This window comes from Pseudorhodoplanes sp. (assembly GCF_050250235.1).
GTDB lineage: Bacteria > Pseudomonadota > Alphaproteobacteria > Rhizobiales > Xanthobacteraceae > Pseudorhodoplanes.
This window is the reverse complement of the sequence record NZ_JBFWPA010000048.1, coordinates 19,166-36,600: the sequence shown is the minus strand read 5'-3', so window position 1 is coordinate 36,600 and position 17,435 is coordinate 19,166. Positions and strand designations below refer to the sequence as shown.

General features: G+C 64.0%; 16 protein-coding genes. 15 read left to right on the top strand and 1 reads right to left on the bottom strand.

Translation table 11 applies throughout. The annotated features are described in order from the left end of the window. The first annotated feature begins 39 nt into the window (after nt 1-39). The 5 genes from AB7F49_RS20290 to AB7F49_RS20270 all read left to right on the top strand — a co-directional run bounded on the left by AB7F49_RS20290 (nt 40) and on the right by AB7F49_RS20270 (nt 3,267). Nucleotides 40-507: a DUF1348 family protein gene (locus AB7F49_RS20290; RefSeq protein WP_428525640.1), complete on the top strand. Its 468-nt coding sequence runs from the start codon at nt 40-42 to the stop codon at nt 505-507. Then, a complete protein-coding gene (locus AB7F49_RS20285; RefSeq protein ID WP_428525638.1) occupies nt 507-1,076 on the top strand; it encodes a TetR/AcrR family transcriptional regulator in 570 nt (189 codons plus the stop codon). Before AB7F49_RS20290 ends, AB7F49_RS20285 begins: the two co-directional genes overlap by 1 nt. 137 nt (nt 1,077-1,213) lie before the next feature. Further along, nucleotides 1,214-2,014 (top strand): phytanoyl-CoA dioxygenase family protein, encoded by an 801-nt coding sequence (locus AB7F49_RS20280; protein ID WP_428525636.1) that lies wholly within the window; start codon nt 1,214-1,216, stop codon nt 2,012-2,014. A gap of 87 nt (nt 2,015-2,101) precedes the next feature. Then, nucleotides 2,102-2,737, top strand: a complete 636-nt coding sequence (locus tag AB7F49_RS20275; RefSeq protein WP_428525634.1) for a TetR/AcrR family transcriptional regulator — start codon at nt 2,102-2,104, stop codon at nt 2,735-2,737. Between the two features lie 83 nt (nt 2,738-2,820). Then, nucleotides 2,821-3,267, top strand: a complete 447-nt coding sequence (locus AB7F49_RS20270) for a DUF2852 domain-containing protein (protein ID WP_428525632.1) — start codon at nt 2,821-2,823, stop codon at nt 3,265-3,267. 55 nt (nt 3,268-3,322) lie between these two features. Here the strand turns inward: AB7F49_RS20270 and AB7F49_RS20265 are convergent, their stop codons facing one another. Beyond that, nucleotides 3,323-4,024 carry a DUF6498-containing protein gene (locus tag AB7F49_RS20265; RefSeq protein WP_428525631.1) on the bottom strand — a complete coding sequence of 234 codons (702 nt, stop codon included), beginning with the start codon at nt 4,022-4,024 and terminating at the stop codon, nt 3,323-3,325. Between the two features lie 314 nt (nt 4,025-4,338). Here AB7F49_RS20265 and tolQ point away from each other — a divergent pair, with 314 nt between their 5' ends. The 10 genes from tolQ to ftsH all read left to right on the top strand — a co-directional run bounded on the left by tolQ (nt 4,339) and on the right by ftsH (nt 17,387). Continuing rightward, nucleotides 4,339-5,052 carry a protein TolQ gene (tolQ, locus tag AB7F49_RS20260; protein WP_428525629.1) on the top strand — a complete coding sequence of 238 codons (714 nt, stop codon included), beginning with the start codon at nt 4,339-4,341 and terminating at the stop codon, nt 5,050-5,052. A gap of 3 nt (nt 5,053-5,055) precedes the next feature. Next, a complete protein-coding gene (tolR, locus tag AB7F49_RS20255; protein ID WP_428525627.1) occupies nt 5,056-5,505 on the top strand; it encodes a protein TolR in 450 nt (149 codons plus the stop codon). Nucleotides 5,506-5,518: 13 nt separating this feature from the next. Further along, on the top strand, nt 5,519-6,457 hold the full coding sequence (locus AB7F49_RS20250) for a protein TolA (RefSeq protein ID WP_428525625.1): 939 nt from the start codon (nt 5,519-5,521) through the stop codon (nt 6,455-6,457). Nucleotides 6,458-6,516: 59 nt separating this feature from the next. Further along, the gene (tolB, locus tag AB7F49_RS20245) at nt 6,517-7,821 is read left to right on the top strand and encodes a Tol-Pal system beta propeller repeat protein TolB (RefSeq protein WP_428525675.1); all 1,305 of its coding nucleotides are present in this window, start codon (nt 6,517-6,519) and stop codon (nt 7,819-7,821) included. A gap of 364 nt (nt 7,822-8,185) precedes the next feature. Beyond that, nucleotides 8,186-8,632, top strand: coding sequence for a peptidoglycan-associated lipoprotein Pal (gene pal, locus AB7F49_RS20240; protein WP_428525673.1), 447 nt, complete (start codon nt 8,186-8,188; stop codon nt 8,630-8,632). Between the two features lie 98 nt (nt 8,633-8,730). Continuing rightward, complete coding sequence (locus AB7F49_RS20235; protein WP_428525623.1) at nt 8,731-9,879, top strand: efflux RND transporter periplasmic adaptor subunit; 1,149 nt, start codon at nt 8,731-8,733, stop codon at nt 9,877-9,879. Between the two features lie 14 nt (nt 9,880-9,893). Continuing rightward, a complete protein-coding gene (locus tag AB7F49_RS20230; RefSeq protein WP_428525621.1) occupies nt 9,894-13,058 on the top strand; it encodes an efflux RND transporter permease subunit in 3,165 nt (1,054 codons plus the stop codon). Nucleotides 13,059-13,144: 86 nt separating this feature from the next. Next, the gene (ybgF, locus tag AB7F49_RS20225; protein WP_428525619.1) at nt 13,145-14,161 is read left to right on the top strand and encodes a tol-pal system protein YbgF; all 1,017 of its coding nucleotides are present in this window, start codon (nt 13,145-13,147) and stop codon (nt 14,159-14,161) included. Next, the gene (tilS, locus tag AB7F49_RS20220) at nt 14,148-15,275 is read left to right on the top strand and encodes a tRNA lysidine(34) synthetase TilS (RefSeq protein ID WP_428525617.1); all 1,128 of its coding nucleotides are present in this window, start codon (nt 14,148-14,150) and stop codon (nt 15,273-15,275) included. Before ybgF ends, tilS begins: the two co-directional genes overlap by 14 nt. 186 nt (nt 15,276-15,461) lie before the next feature. After that, nucleotides 15,462-17,387: an ATP-dependent zinc metalloprotease FtsH gene (ftsH, locus tag AB7F49_RS20215; protein ID WP_428525615.1), complete on the top strand. Its 1,926-nt coding sequence runs from the start codon at nt 15,462-15,464 to the stop codon at nt 17,385-17,387. Nucleotides 17,388-17,435: the final 48 nt, after the last annotated feature.

Here is a 17,435-nt window from a genome sequence, read left to right as displayed (position 1 = left end):
ACAAATCTCGCGCCGGTTTTGAGCGTCAGGAGAAGCGTCATGTCGCGTCCGCCATTTCCGCCCTTCACCGAGGAGACTGCGCGGCAGAAGGTCCGCATGGCCGAGGATGCGTGGAATTCCCGCGATCCGGTGCGCGTGTCGCTCGCCTATACGCCGGATTCGACCTGGCGCAACCGCTCGGAATTCTTCGTCGGGCGCGACGCCATCGTGGATTTCCTCGTCCGCAAATGGGCGAAGGAAAGCGATTATCGCCTGATCAAGGACCTCTGGGCCTTCCACGGCGACAGGATCGCAGTGCGCTTCCAGTATGAATGGCACGACGAGACCGGGGCATGGTTTCGCTCCTATGGCAACGAGCAATGGGAGTTCGACGAGGCCGGGCTGATGAAACGCCGCGAGGCCTCGATCAACGATGTCGCGATCGAACAGCAGCAGCGACGCTTCTTCTGGGATGCGCCGGGTTCGCGTCCAGACAACGTTCACGGGCTCGCCGCCGAACCGTATTGATGCCGGCGAAGACCCAGCGCAAGACGAAGGACAGCGCACGCGATGCGTTGATTGCACAACTGGCCGAGGTGTTCCGTGTGCATGGCTACGAGGGCGCTTCGCTCGCGCTGATCACGCAGGCCACGGGTCTCGGCAAGGGCAGCCTCTACAATCTGTTCCCGCGGGGGAAGGAACAGATGGCGGAAGAAGTGCTGGCGCACATCGACCGGTGGTTCGAGCGCGAGGTCTTCGCGCCGCTGCGCGACGGCACGAACGGTAAGGAACTCGCGCAGATGTTCGACGCGGTCGACCGCTATTTCGAATCCGGCGGCCGGGTCTGCCTTGTCGGGGTGTTTGCACTTGGCTCCGCCCGCGACCGGTTCGGCAACGCCGTGCGCAGCTATTTCAAGGCGTGGGAGGACGCGCTCGCGGGCGCGCTGCGGCGGCGCGGGTTGCCGCGGTCACAGGCGAAGCAGCGCGCCGAGGACATTCTGCTCGGCATTCAGGGTGCGCTCGTGCTCTCGCGCGCCAACGGCGACAAGGAAGTGTTCGTTCGGGCGATGAAACGGCTGCGGACCAGCGTCAGATAAGCGGGTCGTGCCGCAGTTCCGACGGCCTGGTGCGTCCACGACCGGATTGAGGTATCATGGATGGCTCGTTCCGCGGAGGGAATTGCCCCGGTACTCGCTCATCACAAAAAGAAGAAAGCAATCATCAGGAGGAAGCGGTGAGACTGACACAGGCGCAACTCGACCAGTTCCGCACTGAAGGCTGGCTGCTGCTGCCGGAACTTTTCAATCCCGAGGAGGTCGATCTGCTGCGTCGCGAGGCGATCGCGATCTACGAGCAGCAGCGTCCCGAAGTGTGGCGCGAAAAGAGCGGCGCGCCGCGCACCGCCTTTGCCGCTCACCTCTACAACGAAGCATTCCGGCTGCTCGGCGCGCATCCGCGCATGATCGAGCCGGTGGAGCAGATCTTCGGCGAGAAGGTCTACATGCACCAGTACAAGATCAACGCCAAGTCCGCGTTCACCGGCGCGGTGTGGCAGTGGCACCAGGATTACGGCACCTGGAAACGCGATGACGGCATGCCGGAGCCGCGCGCGATGAACATCGCGGTCTTCCTCGACGAAGTGATGCCGATCAACGGTCCTCTCATGCTGGTGCCGCGCAGCCAGACCGCAGGCGATCTGAAAGCCTCGCACGATGTCGAAACCACGTCGTATCCGCTGTGGACGCTCGACGAGGAAACGGTGACGCGACTGGTCAACGAGGGCGGCATCGTCGCGCCCACCGGAAAGCCGGGGAGCATGCTGATGTTCCACGGCAACCTGGTGCATGGCTCGGCCGGCAACATCACGCCCTATCCGCGCAAGATCGTGTATCTGACGCTGAACGCGGTCTCGAACTACATCCGCACGCCGACGCGGCCGGACTTCATCGCGCACCGGGATTTCCAGCCGATCGAGACCGTGGACGACGACGCGCTGGTTCGCCTTGCGCGCGCTCATCGCGAAGCGGCGGAGTAGGAAGGTGTAAATTCCACTGTCCGGGCTTGTGCGACGGCGTTCGGAGACCATCGACGCCGCCTGCCGACGCATGTTAATGCCCTTCACATGGTCTGGAAGCGTGGCACCGGCACGGAACGCGGCTATCACCACGGCAACCTCAAGGAAGCCCTGGTGCGGGCTGCACTCGACCTGATCGCGCAAAAGGGGCCGGCGGGCTTTACCTTTGCCGACGCGGCCCGCTGGGCCGGTGTCAGCGCGGCCGCGCCCTATCGCCATTATCGCGATCGCGAGGAACTGCTTGCCGACGTGGCGCGCCGCGGTTTCGACGAGTTCACCGAACGCCTCACGAAGGCCTGGGACAACGCCAGGCCCGATCCGCAGACCGCCTTCCAGCGTCTCGGCAAGACCTATCTGGCATTTGCGCGCTCGGAACCGGCCTTCTATTCCGCGATGTTTGAAGCGGGAGTTCCGCCGGACGCCAATCCGGAACTCCGCGCGGCCGGCGACCGCGCCTTCGCGGTGATGCGCTCTGCCTGCGAGGCGATTTCCGTGCTGCTGCCAAAGGACAAGCGGCCGCCGGCACTGATGATGGCGCTGCATATCTGGGCGCTGTCGCACGGCATCGCCTCGCTGTTCGCACGCGGCGACGGGTCGCAGCGTGCGCTGCCAATGTCGCCAGAGGACCTGTTGGAAGCGGGAGTCCTTGTCTATCTGAGTGGCCTCGGCCTGCATCCGAGGTAACGCTCCGGCAGACGCCCTTGACACCCCGGCATGCCGCCGTTATGTAAATGTTATTAACATTCACATATCGCCATGAGGATGCGATGAACGCGATAACACTCACGGACAAGATCGACGACTACGGCCGACCGGCCTGGATCCTGCTGACGGTCCTCGGCTTCATCGTGTGGTGGCCTCTCGGTCTCGCCCTTCTGGCCTTCACCATATGGAGCGGTCGGATGGCTTGCAGTCGCTACGGCATGGAACGCTGGCAGGGCAAAATGACCCGGATGCAGGAAAAGATGGACCGCGTCCGCACCCAGATGCATGGCGGCGGCGGATTCTGGTCGCCCCCATCCTCGGGCAACCGCGCGTTTGACGAATATCGTGCCGAGACCCTGCGCCGGCTCGAGGAGGAGCAGCGCGAATTCCAGGAATTCCTGGCGCGGCTGCGGGAGGCCAAGGACAAGGCCGAGTTCGACCAGTTCATGGCCGACCGTCGCGGCCGTCCGGACATCACACCGCCGTCATCGCAAACGTCTCAGGCGTAATTGCCATCGCGCTTGTTCTGCCTGCTAGCGCCCGCCGCATTCCGGCGGGTGCTTTCTATTGGGCAGGGCGGTCGCCGCTTTTGGCATTTTTTTCGACCGTGGGTTTCCAGGGCGTCCAGATGCCCAGTTCGATGACCGACTTCAGCACGATCACGATCACCAGCGGCCCGAGATTGCCGAAAATATCCGTCAGCCAGGCGCCGAAGATGATGCCGACCTGCATGACGATGATGCGGGTGTACAGACCGCTGATCACCGGGTTGAGATGATCCTTGTCGGGATCGGTCTTTTCGGGGACGAAGGATGCGCGCCGGCCGCCGATCCGGCTCAGGAACCAGGTCACCACGGTCGGCTGCGGCGTTGCCGTCACAAACCCGATCAGCCCCGCGACGAAGGCGAGGACCAGCGCCACCCAGGCTCCGGACTCGATATAGAGCGCATCGAGGAAGCCGAGCGGATGATCCATCCGGCTCTCCCAGTCGCCGGAGAACAGCGTCAGCAGAAACACCAGATGCACGCCGATGAAGATGCCGGCATGCAGCGCGAAGAAAACCGTCTTGCCGGCATTGATGATGATCCGGCCGGTGCCGTTCCGGCCGTCCGGATCCGGCATGGTGGCGATCCGGGCGAGGGTCCACAGCGCGACAATCACCGTTTCCGCCCAGTACAGCATCAGCACCTGGAACGCGTCCCAGCCCCAGAACCACACGCCCGCCAGCGGAAGCAAATTGGCGGCAAAAATGATGAGGTTGGCCATCCGTGAGTTCCAGGAGCCTGCGCGGGATTTTGGTGAAGGCCGACGGCGGGATTCGTCTTCGGACTGTAACCAAACCTTAACCACAATGGGCGCTGGTTAGGGGCGGGTGGCCCGGCCGCGCCCTAGTTTGGCCAAGTTTCACGGGGATTTCGTCGTCTTGCCGGGTGGTGGACGGCGTCGTCTTCGTGACAATCGGACCTGTGTGCCGCGTCTGTGAAAACGGGCGCAGCTTTGGGTTTTCCGGTTTGGTCCGGCATGGTGCGACGGTTCATCGGGCCGCCGAAAACGTGGACACGCGAACCGGAGAGACCTTCATGAACCCAGCCGACGTTGCACAGTCGGCTTTGCCGGTGGCCGCCGACCTTTCGATCCTCGGCCTGTTCCTGCAGGCGCACTGGGTCGTCAAGGCGGTGATGATCGGCCTGCTGGCCTGCTCGATCTGGGTCTGGGCGATCGCGATCGACAAGTTTCTTCTGTTCGCGCGGACCAAGCGCGCCATGGACCGCTTTGAGCAGGCTTTCTGGTCCGGTCAATCGCTGGAAGAACTGTACCGCTCGCTGTCCGCCAAGCCCACGCACTCCATGGCCGCTCTGTTCGTCGCCGCGATGCGCGAATGGAAGCGCAGCTTCGAGGGGCACGCGCGGTCCTTCGCGGGCCTGCAGCAGCGCATCGACAAGGTGATGGATGTCACCATCACCCGCGAGATCGACCGGCTGGAGCGCCGCCTTCTGGTACTCGCGACGGTGGGTTCCGCCGGGCCGTTCGTCGGCCTGTTCGGAACCGTCTGGGGCATCATGAACAGCTTCCAGTCGATCGCGGCCTCGAAGAACACGTCGCTGGCGGTGGTCGCACCCGGTATCGCGGAAGCATTGTTCGCCACCGCGATCGGCCTTGTTGCCGCCATTCCCGCGACGATTTTCTATAACAAGTTCGTGGCCGAGGTGAACAAGCAGGCGCATCGGCTGGAGGGTTTCGCCGACGAATTCTCGGCCATCCTGTCGCGTCAGATCGACGAGCGGGGAGCCTGACGCATGGGTGCGGGCGGTGGCAGCGAGGGCGTTCAGGGCCGGCGGCGGCATCGCCGCAAGCCGGTCATGTCCGAGATCAACGTCACCCCGATGGTCGACGTGATGCTTGTGCTCCTGATCATTTTCATGGTCTCGGCACCGCTTCTGACGGTCGGCGTGCAGATCGATCTGCCGCAGACCCAGGCCAAGAGCCTCGACCAGGACAAGGAGCCGCTCACGGTCACCGTGAATACCAAGGGCGAGGTCTATCTGATGAATTCAGAGATCAAGGTCGAGGAACTGGTTCCCAAGCTGAAGGCGATCACCGACGCGCGCGGCGGCGCCGAGGAACGCATCTATGTGCGGGGCGACAAGAACGTGAATTACGGTACAGTCATGCGCGTGATGGGTCGGCTGTCGGCGGCGGGTTTCCGCCGGGTCGCGCTCGTCACCGAGGTCGAACAGGGAACCTGACGGCCCACGAAACATGAGGACGGGGCTCGCCATATCGGGTGTTGTGCATGCGTCCGTCTTGCTGTGGGCGGTGCTGACCTTCGCGACGACTCCGCTCGAGTCGATGCCGTCGGATTCGCTCCCCGTCGACATCATCTCGCCGACCGAATTCAGCCAGCTCACGGCGGGATCCAAGACCGCAAAGAAGCAGGATGCGCCAAAGCCGCTGGTCGAGAAAGTAGGCGAGCAGAAACAGGCCGAAGATCACACCGCCAAGATTTCCGAGAAGAAGGAATTGCAGGCGACCAGGAACGAGCAGACCCCGCCGCCGCGTCCGGAGGAAAAGGCGGAAGCCAAGCCCGAACCGAAGCCGGAGCCGCCCAAGCCGGCACCGAAGGCGGATGCCAAGCCAGAGCCCAAACCGGAGGAAAAGCCCGATCCGATCGCCGAAGCGCTGAAAAAGGACGAGGCCAAGAAGAAAGAGGAACAGAAGAAGCAGGCGCAAAAGCCGGTTCCGACGCCGCCGAAAAAGCCGGCGCCCAAGAAGCAGCCTGCGTTCAATCCGGATCGCATCGCTGCCCTGCTGGACAAGCGCGATTCCCAGCGTCAGGCGACGACCGGCGAGACGCTCAACCGCACCGCCTCGCTCGGCATTCCTGCCGGGACCGCGGCGACCCTGACGCAGAACGAGCTTGACGCGCTCCGCGCGCGGCTGAAACAGAACTGGTCGGTGCCTCCGGTGGCGGAAAAGGTCGTGATCAGCATGCGCATCCGGCTGCTGCCGGACGGGCGGCTCTCCGGTCCGCCGCAAGTGCTGTCGCGCGGCAGCGGGCCGGCCTTCGAGGCATTTCGCGACAGCGCCGTGCGCGCGGTGCTGGTAAGCCAGCCCTTCAACATGCTGCGCCGGGAGACCTATGAAACCTGGCGCGAGATCGATGTCGATTTCGACGAACGGACGATGTTTGGTTTTTGAACAGAGCGATCATGACTGAAACGAAGACATTTCATCGTTTGGGCCTGACCCGGCGCGGCATGTTGATGCTCGGCGCGGGCGCGCTCGGTGCGGCATCGACCTTGCGTGTGCGGGACGCGGCGGCCCAGGTGCGGCTGCAGATCACCGAGGGCAATTTCCAGCCGATGCCGATCGCGATCCCGGACTTCTTCGGCAACGCCGCCGACACCGAGACCGCACGCAACGTGTCCGCCGTGGTGACCAACAATCTGCGCCGCTCCGGGCTGTTCGCGCCGATCGACCCGGCGGCGTTCATCGAGCGGCTGCGGGGCGTCGATGTGCCGCCGAATTATCCGGACTGGCGCGCCATCAAGGCGCAGGCGCTGGTCGCCGGGCAGGTGGTCCGTCAGGGCGACGGCCGTCTCGCTGCCCGCTTCCGGCTGTACGATGTGTTCGGCGGTCAGCAACAGGCCGGCCAGCAATACACCACGACGCCGGAAAACTGGCGCCGGATTGGGCACATCATTTCGGACGCCATCTATGAACGGCTGACCGGCGAGAAGGGCTATTTCGACACCCGCATCGTCTTTGTCGACGAGAGCGGCCCCAAGGAGCGACGCGTCAAGCGGCTCGCGATCATGGATCAGGATGGCGCCAATGTGCGCTATCTCACGCGCGGCGAGGATCTGGTGCTCACGCCGCGCTTCTCGCCCTCGACCCAGGAAATCACCTATATGTCGTTCGGGCAGGGCGACCCGCGGGTCTACCTGCTCAATATCGAAACCAACCAGCGCGAAATCGTCGGCAATTTTCCGGGCATGACGTTCTCGCCGCGCTTCTCGCCCGATGGCCAGCGGGTGATCATGAGCCTGCAGCAGGGCTCGAATTCCAACCTGTTCGTGATGGATCTGCGTTCGCGCGCCACCACGCGGCTGACGCAGTCGCCGGCCATCGACACCGCGCCCTCCTATTCGCCGGATGGCAGCCGCATCTGTTTCGAGTCAGACCGTGGCGGATCGCAGCAGATATATGTCATGGCCTCGACCGGCGGCCAGGCTCAGCGCATCAGTTTCGGCGAAGGCTCGTACTCGACGCCGGTGTGGTCGCCGCGTGGCGATACCATTGCCTTCACCAAGCAGGGCGGCGGCCGCTTTTCGATCGGTCTCATGCGCATCGACGGCTCCGGGGAGCGCATTCTCACCGAGGGGTTCCACAACGAGGGGCCGACCTTTGCGCCGAACGGCCGGGTGATCATGTTCTTCCGCGAAGGCGGCGGGCAGAGCGGGCCTTCGCTGTTTTCGGTGGATATCACCGGCCGCAACGAGCAGCGAATCCCGACGCCTAGTTTTGCATCAGATCCGGCCTGGTCTCCGCTGTTGTCCTGATTTGCGCGGCGGGCGAGCGTCTCGGTTCGCATGGTCGAGCGGAGCAGCCACGCTGTTCGCGCTCGCGGGATCCGCCAAGGGTCGAAAGTTGCGGTCGATTCGCCGCATTTTCGGCGTTAAGACATGAGTAACCATTACCAATGGTTTGCGGCAATGGGACGCATTTCGGGGCGCTTTGCAAGGCGCCGTCAAGGTTGACGGAAGGTTCGCTTAACGATCCCGGCTTAGACCTTTCCGGTACGTTGTGAATGGAGCCACCGGGATGAATGCTGTGAGACAATCCCTGCGCCTCTTGGATATGCGCCCTTTGGGTCTGCGCTTTTTGAACCTGCGCCGCTTCGCGCGCGCGCTCGGACTTGTCGGCATGCTTGCGGCGGCGCTGGCGGTTTCGGCCTGCGCGAACAAGCCGGGTGATCAGACGGCGGGCGCCGGCGGGGTCGCCGCTCCGGGAAGCCAGCAGGATTTCGTGGTCAATGTCGGTGATCGCGTATTTTTCGAATCCGACCAGTCGACACTGACGCCACAGGCGCGCGCGACCCTCGACAAGCAGGTGCAGTGGCTGAACCGCTATTCGCAATACACCTTCACCATTGAAGGTCATGCCGACGAGCGCGGCACCCGCGAATACAATATTGCCCTGGGTGCGCGCCGGGCGCAGACCGTGCGTGAATATCTCGCCTCGCGCGGCGTCAATCCGCAGCGCATGCGAACGATTTCATACGGCAAGGAGCGTCCGGTTGCGGTCTGCGACGATATTTCGTGCTGGTCGCAGAATCGCCGCGCGGTGACGGTGCTGAACGCGAGTTCTTAAGCCTGTGACATGACATGTTGTTGAACCGGCGCCCCGGGGGCGCCGGTTTTGTTTTTGCCGCTTGCCAAAGTTCCGATGGCGCGGGATTCTAGTTCGTCATGCCAGTGCAAACCCGAATCATCCCCGCGCTCGTACTTGCCGCCACCGTCCTCCTCGCCGGGTGCGAAGAGCCCAATCGCTATGTGGCACCGCCACCGCCACAGGTCATGGTGGCCAGTCCGCTGCGTCAGAATGTCATTGGCTATCTGGAGGAGACCGGCACGCTCGCCGCGGTGAACACCGTCGATCTCGTGGCGCGCATCCCGGGCTTCGTCACCGCAATCCACTACAAGGACGGCGCGCTGGTAAAGAAGGGCACCCTGCTGTTCGAGATCGAGCCCGAGCCGTACAAGGTGAAATGGGAGCAGGCGAAGGCCGCGGAGGACGGCGCGAAGGCGGTCCTTGTCCAGGCCGAAGCGGAATTGCAGCGCCGGACCGACCTGCTCAAACGCCAGGTGTCCACCCAGGCCGACTACGACAAGGCGCTGGCGCAGCGCGACAACGACAAGGCCAACGTGGAACAGGCGCAGGCCAACACTGAAATCGCCAAGATCAATTACAGCTACACCCAGGTGGCCGCGCCGTTCGACGGCATCGTGACCGCGCGCCTGATCTCGGTCGGCGAATATGTCGGGGCCAACAATACCCCGACCAAGCTCGCAACCATCGTGCAGGTTGATCCGATCTGGGTGAATTTCAACATCAACGAACAGGACGTTCAGCGAATCCGCGCCGAGCGTGCCAAGATGGGGATGACTTCGAACGACGTGAGCAGCATTCCGGTCGAGGTCGGGCTGCAGACCGATGCCGGCTTTCCCTACAAGGGCCATCTCGATTATGCCGCACCGACCCTGACCGCCGGCACCGGTACGCTCGCGGTGCGTGGCATTCTTGACAATCCGAATGCTGCGCTGCTGCCGGGCTATTACGTCAGGGTCCGGGTCCCAGGTCCGGGACAGGAGCGATTTCTCGTGCCCGATGTTGCGATGGGCTCCGACCAGGGCGGGCGCTACCTGCTTGTGCTCAATGCCGATAATGTGGTCGAGCAGCGCAAGATCACGGCGGGCCACATTGTCGGCACGATGCGTGTCATTCTCGACGGGCTCAAGCCGGACGATCGCGTGGTGGTCGACGGATTGCTGCGCGCCATCCCGGGCCAGAAGGTCGACCCGAAGGTCGAGACCCTCACGCCGCCGAAGCAATCCTGAACCGGGGACCGCGGGTGATCTCAAAATTCTTCATCGAGCGTCCGGTCCTCGCCAACGTCCTCGCAATCCTGATGGTTGTGGTCGGCCTGGTCGCCCTGATCAATCTGCCGATTTCGCAATATCCGAACGTCACCCCGCCGACGGTGCAGGTCACCACCCGCTATCCGGGCGCGAGCGCGCGTGTTGTGATCGACACGGTCGCGCTGCCGATCGAGCAGCAGGTGAACGGCGTCGAGGACATGATCTACATGCAGTCCACCAGCGCGGCGGACGGCACCTATAACCTGATCGTCACGTTCAAGATCGGCACCGATCTCGATTTCGCGCAGGTGCTGGTGCAGAACCGCGTTTCGAGCGCGTTGTCGCAATTGCCGGATGCGGTGCAGGCGCAGGGCGTCACGGTGCAGAAGAAGTCCACCGCGATCCTGATGTTCGTGACGCTGACCTCGCCGGACAAGAGTCGCGACAGCCTTTATCTCGCCAATTACGGCACCATCAATCTGCGCGACGAACTGTCGCGCGTGTCCGGTGTCGGCAACGTCACCGTGTTCGGCGCCGGCCAGTATTCGATGCGAATCTGGATGGACCCGAACAAGCTCTATGGCTTCGATCTCACGCCGCAGGACGTGATCAGCGCGCTGCGGTCGCAAAGCCAGGAGGTGGCGGCCGGGCAGGTCGGCATTCCGCCGGTGCCGGCGGGCCAGGATTTCCAGTACACCATCGACATATCCGGCCGTCTCAACGAGGTCGAGCAATATGAGAACGTCGTGGTCAAGACCGGTACCGGGGCCGGCGGCCAGTTCATCCGCATCAAGGACATCGGTCGTGTCGAACTCGGTGCGCAGACCTACAGCCAGATTTTCACGCAGGACGGCGAGCCCGCAGCCGCGCTCGGCATTTTCCAGACACCCGGCGCCAATGCGCTGCAGGTGAAGACGCTGGTCGACGCAAAGATGGCGGAACTCGCCAAGGCCTTCCCGCCGGGTATCCAATATCAAATTCCGTTCGACACCACAAAATTCGTGAATGCCTCGATCGACGAGGTGTACCGCACGCTGATCGAGGCCGCGGTGCTGGTGCTGATCGTGATTCTGATCTTCCTGCAGGACTGGCGCGCGATGCTGGTGCCGGCGACGACCGTGCCGGTCACCATCATCGGCGCATTCGCCGGCATGTGGGCGCTTGGCTTCACCGTCAATCTCTCGACGCTGTTTGCGATCGTGCTGGCGATCGGCATCGTCGTGGATGACGCCATCGTCGTGGTGGAGGGCGCCTCGCACAATATCGAGCGCGGGCTGAGCGGGCACGACGCCGCGATCAAGGCGATGGACGAATTGTTCGGCCCGATCATCGGCATCACGCTCGTTCTGATGTCGGTGTTCATCCCGGCCGCTTTTCTGCCCGGACTGACCGGGCAGATGTATGCGCAATTCGCGCTGGTGATCGCCGCCACCGCGCTGCTCAGCGCCATCAACGCCGCGACCCTGAAGCCGACCCAATGCGCGCTCTGGCTGCGCCCTTCGGTCCCGCCGGAGAAGCGCAATGTCGCCTTCCGCGTGTTCAACCGCGGCTATCTCGCATGCGAGCGGGCCTATGTGCGGCTGATCGGCGCGATGGTGCGGCACGCCGCCGTCTTTGGTGTCGTCGCGCTCATGATCATCGGGGCCGCCGGCTATGGATTGTCGCGGATTCCGACCGGATTCCTTCCGATCGAGGATCAGGGCTATCTGCTCGCAACCGTGCAACTGCCGGACGGGGCGTCGCTGGAGCGGACCAACAACGCGCTGCAAAAGGCCGCCGATATCGCACGCAAGGTTCCCGGCGTCGAAAACACGCTGTCGATCGCAGGTGTCTCCGCCTTGGACAACAACGCGACGCTCGCAAGCTCCGGCGTCATCTACATCATCCTGAAAGACTGGAGCGAACGCGGCAAGGACGAGCAATTGCGGCCGTTATTCGAGCGGCTGAGCAGGGAATACGATCAGATCATGGAGGCGAAGATCAACGTCCTGCCTCCACCGCCGATCCAGGGCATCGGCAATGCCGGCGGTTTCACCATGATGGTGCAATTGCGCGACGGCTCGTTCGACTTCAGCAAGCTGCAGGCCATCACCAACCAGATCGTCGGCAATGCTCAATCGCAGACCGGTCTGCAGCGCGTACAGACCTCGTTCCGCGCCGACGTGCCTCAGCTCACGGTCGAGGTCGACCGCGTGAAGGCACAGACCCTGTTCGTGCCGGTCAACGCGGTATTCGAGGCGATCTCCAGCTATCTCGGCTCGAGCTATGTTGCGCAATTCAACAAGTTCGGCCGCACATTCCAGGTTTATGTCCAGGCGGATTCGCAGTTTCGCGTGAAGCAGAGCGATATCGACAGGCTGTCGGTTCGCAGCACCAAGGGCGACATGGTGCCGGTAGGTACGCTGGTGAAAATCACGCCATCGGTCGGTCCATCGCTCATCACGCTCTACAATCTGTATCCGGCTTCGACCGTGATCGGGCTGCCCGCTACCGGCTTCTCCTCGGGGGAGGCGCTTTCGCTGATGGAGCAGATCGCGAACCGGACGCTTCCGTCCGGCTCGTATTTCGAATGGACGGCGATGTCGTTTCAGGAGAAATCGGTCGGCAACCAGATGTATATCGTGTTCGCGCTCGCCATGCTGCTGGTCTATCTGGTGCTGGCAGGGCAATACGAGAGCTGGTACGCGCCGGTCTCCATCATCATCTCGGTGCCGCTTGCGCTGGTCGGGCCGGTGCTGGCGCTGAAGGGCCTGAATGTCGACAACAACCTCTATACCCAGATCGGCCTCGTGCTGCTGATCGCCCTTGCCGCCAAGAATGCGATCCTGATCGTCGAGGTTGCGCGCGAACACAGGTTGCGCGACGGCAAGACCATCCTCGAAGCGGCGGTCGATGCGGCGCAGGCGCGTTTCCGCGCGATCCTGATGACGTCATTCGCGTTCATCATCAGCATGGTGCCGCTGGTGCTGGCGACCGGCGCCGGGGCCAGCGCGCGCAAATCGATCGGGCTCACGGTGTTCACCGGAATGATTGCATCGACCTGCCTCGCGGTGCTGTTCGTGCCCTCGCTGTTCGTGCTGATCCAGCGTTTCGAGGAATGGTTGGCCTCGCGCAAGACCAGAGCACCCGCTTCCAGTCCGGCGGAGACCGCTGGTTAACGGCGGGTGAATCAAATCAGTCATAATTTCGACGCGACGAAGACTATGCTATGCTCTCAGGTCTCCCGTCCTCGCAGAGTTGCCTTATGCGTTCGAAGCCGCATTTGCCTGTCATCGTCCTGACCTTCGTGCTCGCGGTCATTATGCCCGCGGCCGCGCAAGTGTCGGCCTCCGACATCGTGATGCGGCTCGAGGCGCTGGAAAACCAGATCCGTCAGCTCACCGGGCAGGTCGAGCAGCTGCAATACCGCAACCAGCAGCTCGAACAGCAGGTGCGCGGCGGCGCCGATCCCACGCGCGCCGCGCAGCCGCAGCGGCCGGCGATGCAGCAGGTGCAGCCGCCGGTACAGCAGCCAATGCCGATGCCCTTGCCGGGTCGCCGCTCCGATGGCGACTTGCCGGATGCGGATGACGATCCGCGCTATGCACAGCGCGACAATCCCAACTTCGTCGCGACGCCCAATCCCGGCGGGCGGCGCGGCGACGCCTTCGACCCGAACGCCAATCCGGCGGCGCCGGGCGCGCCGCGTCCGCTCGGCGCGCTGCCGCCCGGTCAGCCTTCGGCGCCGCCTGCCGAGGACGACGGCCGGGCGCCGGGCGCCCCGATGGATTTGTCGACGATGGCGGCAAACGACCCGTCGCGGCGCGGCATTGCGTTGCCCCCGCCGCCGCAGCGGCAGATGAGCGGCACCGGCGTCGCGGCCGTGCAGCCGCCGGGCAATTCGCCAAAGGACTATTTCGATCTGGGTGTGGGATATATCCGGCAGCGGGACTATCCGTCGGCCGAACAGACTTTTCGCGATTTCCTCCAGCGCTTTCCGAGCGACCGGCTGGCGGCCGATGCTAATTACTGGCTCGGCGAGAGTCTGTTTCATCGCCGCCAATACCAGGACGCTGCCGAAGCCTTTCTCGTGGTCACGACCAAATACGAGACCGCTGCGCGTGCGCCCGACTCGCTGCTGCGGCTCGGTCAGTCGCTCGCCGCAATTCGGCAGAAGGAAATGGCATGCGCCTCTTTCGCGGAGGTCGGCCGCAAGTATCCGCGCTCGTCGGTCGCCGTGAAGCAGGCGGTCGAGCGGGAACAGAAGCGTGCCCGCTGCTGAGCGGCCGGTCACGCTCGCCGAGGCGCGCAAGCTGTTTGCGCCATTTGCGGATCAGCCCGCGATCGTGATTGCGGTATCGGGCGGGCCGGATTCCACGGCGCTGCTGTGGCTCGCATCGCGCTGGCGCGACGGCCTCGAGGATCCGCCGAGACTCGTCGCCGTCACAGTCGATCATGGTCTGCGTGAGGAATCCGCGCGGGAGGCCCGCGCGGTTGCCACGCTCGCGCGCAAGCTCAAGGTCGAGCACCGAACCGTGCACTGGCGCGGCGCCAAGCCGAAAACCGGCATTCAGGAAGCCGCCCGCAACGAACGCTATCGTCTGCTTGCAGAGGTTGCGCGCGACGTGCGCGCCGCGATTGTGATGACCGCGCATACGCTCGACGATCAGGCTGAGACCGTGCTGTTCCGGCTGCTGCGGGGCAGCGGGCCGTCCGGTCTCCGCGGCATGGCGGCCGGCTCGTTGCTCGCGCATGGCCGAACGAAGATCACGTTGTTTCGCCCACTGCTGTCGATCGCCAAATCGCGTCTCGCTGCAACCCTCGCGGCCGCGGCGATCCCGTTCTCGGAGGACCCGTCGAACCTTGATCCAAGGTTCGCACGCCCAAGGCTGCGGAAGCTGATGCCGGCGCTTGCCGCGGAAGGGCTGTCGACGCAGCGGCTCGCGCTGCTCGCAGAGCGGATGAGTCGGGCCGATCGGGTCATCGCCGAGGTTCTGGACGCCGCCCTGCGGCGACTTGCTCCTGGTCCGTGGCCGGTCAGGGGACCGGTGGCGGTCGATGCCATTGAATTTTCCGGCCTGAGCGAGGAGATCGCGCTGAGGCTGCTCGCCAGCATGATCGATTGGACCGGGAACGAAGGTCCCATCGAACTGGCCAAGCTCGAAAAGCTGTTCGCGGCGCTGTCCGGGCCGCTGTCGGACGCAGCGCTGGCGGGGACGCCGCCCCGCCCGTTTCGCCGGACGCTGGCCGGGGCAATGATTTCGCTGACGAGAACGAAACTGACGGTCGAGCGTGCTCCTGCGCGCCGGCTGCGGTCGGAAAAGGCTGCCAAACGCCGTATTCCGGCCTTAACCACGCGGAAAACTGGCGCAATCGAAGAGGCCGGGACACGCTAGAATGATCGCCCCCGGGGTGGATGGATTCGCCGCCGGACCGGGGGTGGTTCTCTTGGCAGGCGCAGACCGCAGACATACATTGGACCGGCGGGGGAAGCGCCATTGAAGCCTTTTCCCGCCGTCTGACGATGCCAGCCGTAGGATGCCAGCCGTAGCTTTACCGGCGCGGTTCAACAAGGACACGTGATGAACGCAAATCTTCGGAACTTTGCCCTTTGGGTGATCATCGTCCTGTTGGTCCTTGCCCTCTTCACGTTGTTCCAGTCTCCGAACCAGCGCCAGGCGGCGCAGGATATTTCCTTCTCGCAGCTTCTCACCGAGGTCGATGCCGGCCGCGTGCGCGACGTCGTCATCCAGGGCCAGGAAATTCACGGCACCTTCACCGACCTGAAGCCCTTCAGCACCTACGCCCCGAGCGACCCGACGCTGGTGAAGCGGCTCTACGACAAGGGCGTCACCATCACCGCGCGCTCTCCGCAGGAGCAGGTGCCGTGGTTCGTCCAGTTGCTGGTGTCGTGGCTGCCGTTCATTGCGCTGTTCGGCGTGTGGATCTTCCTGTCGCGCCAGATGCAGGGCGGTGCTGGCAAGGCGATGGGCTTTGGCAAGTCGCGCGCCAAGCTGCTGACGGAAGCGCATGGCCGGGTGACCTTCGAGGATGTCGCAGGGGTCGACGAGGCCAAGCAGGACCTGCAGGAGATCGTTGAATTCCTGCGGGACCCTTCGAAATTCCAGCGCCTCGGTGGACGCATTCCGCGTGGCGTGCTGCTGGTCGGACCTCCCGGCACCGGCAAGACGCTGATCGCGCGCGCCGTCGCCGGCGAAGCCAATGTGCCGTTCTTCACGATTTCCGGTTCGGACTTCGTCGAGATGTTCGTCGGCGTCGGCGCTTCGCGCGTGCGCGACATGTTCGAGCAGGCCAAGAAGAATGCGCCCTGCATCATCTTCATCGACGAAATCGACGCGGTCGGCCGTCATCGCGGCGCCGGCCTCGGCGGTGGCAACGACGAGCGCGAGCAGACCCTGAACCAGCTGCTGGTCGAGATGGACGGCTTCGAGGCGAACGAGGGCATCATCCTGATTGCCGCGACCAATCGCCCCGACGTGCTCGATCCGGCGCTGCTGCGTCCGGGCCGCTTCGACCGCCAGGTCATTGTGCCGAACCCGGATGTGGTCGGCCGCGAGCAGATCCTGAAGGTGCATGTCCGCAAGGTGCCGCTGGCGCCGGACGTGAATCTCAAGACCATCGCGCGCGGCACGCCCGGCTTCTCCGGCGCCGACCTGATGAACCTCGTCAACGAGGCGGCGCTGATGGCGGCGCGCCGCAACAAGCGCATGGTCACCCAGCACGAATTCGAGGACGCCAAGGACAAGGTGATGATGGGCGCCGAGCGCAAGTCGCTGGTGATGACCGAGGAGGAGAAGCTCCTCACCGCCTATCACGAGGGCGGCCACGCGATCGTCGCTCTCAACGTCAAGGCCACCGATCCGGTGCACAAGGCCACCATCATTCCGCGCGGCCGCGCGCTTGGCATGGTCATGCAGCTTCCGGAGCGCGACAAGCTGTCGATGAGCTTCGAGCAGATGACTTCGCGGCTTGCGATCATGATGGGCGGCCGTATCGCCGAGGAGATGATCTTCGGTCACGACAAGGTCACCTCGGGTGCGCAATCCGACATCGAGCAGGCGACGCGGCTCGCCCGCATGATGGTGACGCGCTGGGGCTTCTCGAAGGAACTCGGCACCGTCGCCTATGGCGAAAACCAGGAAGAGGTGTTCCTCGGCCATTCGGTGTCGCGCCAGCAGAACATTTCCGAGGAGACCGCGAAGAAGATCGACGTCGAGGTTCGTCGTCTCGTCGAAGAAGGCCTCTCCGAGGCGCGCCAGATTCTGACCGAGAAGCGCGCCGATCTCGAGACGCTGGCCAAGGGTCTGCTTGAATACGAGACGCTGTCGGGCGAGGAGATCAAGGATCTGCTCGACGGCAAGCCGCCGGTGCGCGAGGGCTTCACCGAGCCGTCGCAGCCGCGCGCGTCCGCCGTGCCGCCGGCCGGCAAGACGCGCCCGCGGCCCGAGCCGCCGGCCGGCGATATCGCGCCGCAGCCGCAGGGCTAGATTTGAGTCGTCCCCGCTGTCGCGGGGACGACTGTTTTGGGCGCATGA

What these genes read in the sequence shown, in the direction of transcription:
- AB7F49_RS20290 (WP_428525640.1), top strand. Translation starts at nt 40, where the DNA reads ATGTCGCGTCCGCCATTTCCGCCCTTCACCGAGGAGACTGCGCGGCAG.
- AB7F49_RS20285 (WP_428525638.1), top strand. Translation starts at nt 507, where the DNA reads ATGCCGGCGAAGACCCAGCGCAAGACGAAGGACAGCGCACGCGATGCG.
- AB7F49_RS20275 (WP_428525634.1), top strand. Translation starts at nt 2,102, where the DNA reads ATGGTCTGGAAGCGTGGCACCGGCACGGAACGCGGCTATCACCACGGC.
- AB7F49_RS20270 (WP_428525632.1), top strand. Translation starts at nt 2,821, where the DNA reads ATGAACGCGATAACACTCACGGACAAGATCGACGACTACGGCCGACCG.
- AB7F49_RS20265 (WP_428525631.1), bottom strand. Translation starts at nt 4,024, where the DNA reads ATGGCCAACCTCATCATTTTTGCCGCCAATTTGCTTCCGCTGGCGGGC.
- tolQ (WP_428525629.1), top strand. Translation starts at nt 4,339, where the DNA reads ATGAACCCAGCCGACGTTGCACAGTCGGCTTTGCCGGTGGCCGCCGAC.
- tolR (WP_428525627.1), top strand. Translation starts at nt 5,056, where the DNA reads ATGGGTGCGGGCGGTGGCAGCGAGGGCGTTCAGGGCCGGCGGCGGCAT.
- AB7F49_RS20250 (WP_428525625.1), top strand. Translation starts at nt 5,519, where the DNA reads ATGAGGACGGGGCTCGCCATATCGGGTGTTGTGCATGCGTCCGTCTTG.
- tolB (WP_428525675.1), top strand. Translation starts at nt 6,517, where the DNA reads ATGTTGATGCTCGGCGCGGGCGCGCTCGGTGCGGCATCGACCTTGCGT.
- pal (WP_428525673.1), top strand. Translation starts at nt 8,186, where the DNA reads ATGCTTGCGGCGGCGCTGGCGGTTTCGGCCTGCGCGAACAAGCCGGGT.
- AB7F49_RS20235 (WP_428525623.1), top strand. Translation starts at nt 8,731, where the DNA reads ATGCCAGTGCAAACCCGAATCATCCCCGCGCTCGTACTTGCCGCCACC.
- ybgF (WP_428525619.1), top strand. Translation starts at nt 13,145, where the DNA reads ATGCGTTCGAAGCCGCATTTGCCTGTCATCGTCCTGACCTTCGTGCTC.
- ftsH (WP_428525615.1), top strand. Translation starts at nt 15,462, where the DNA reads ATGAACGCAAATCTTCGGAACTTTGCCCTTTGGGTGATCATCGTCCTG.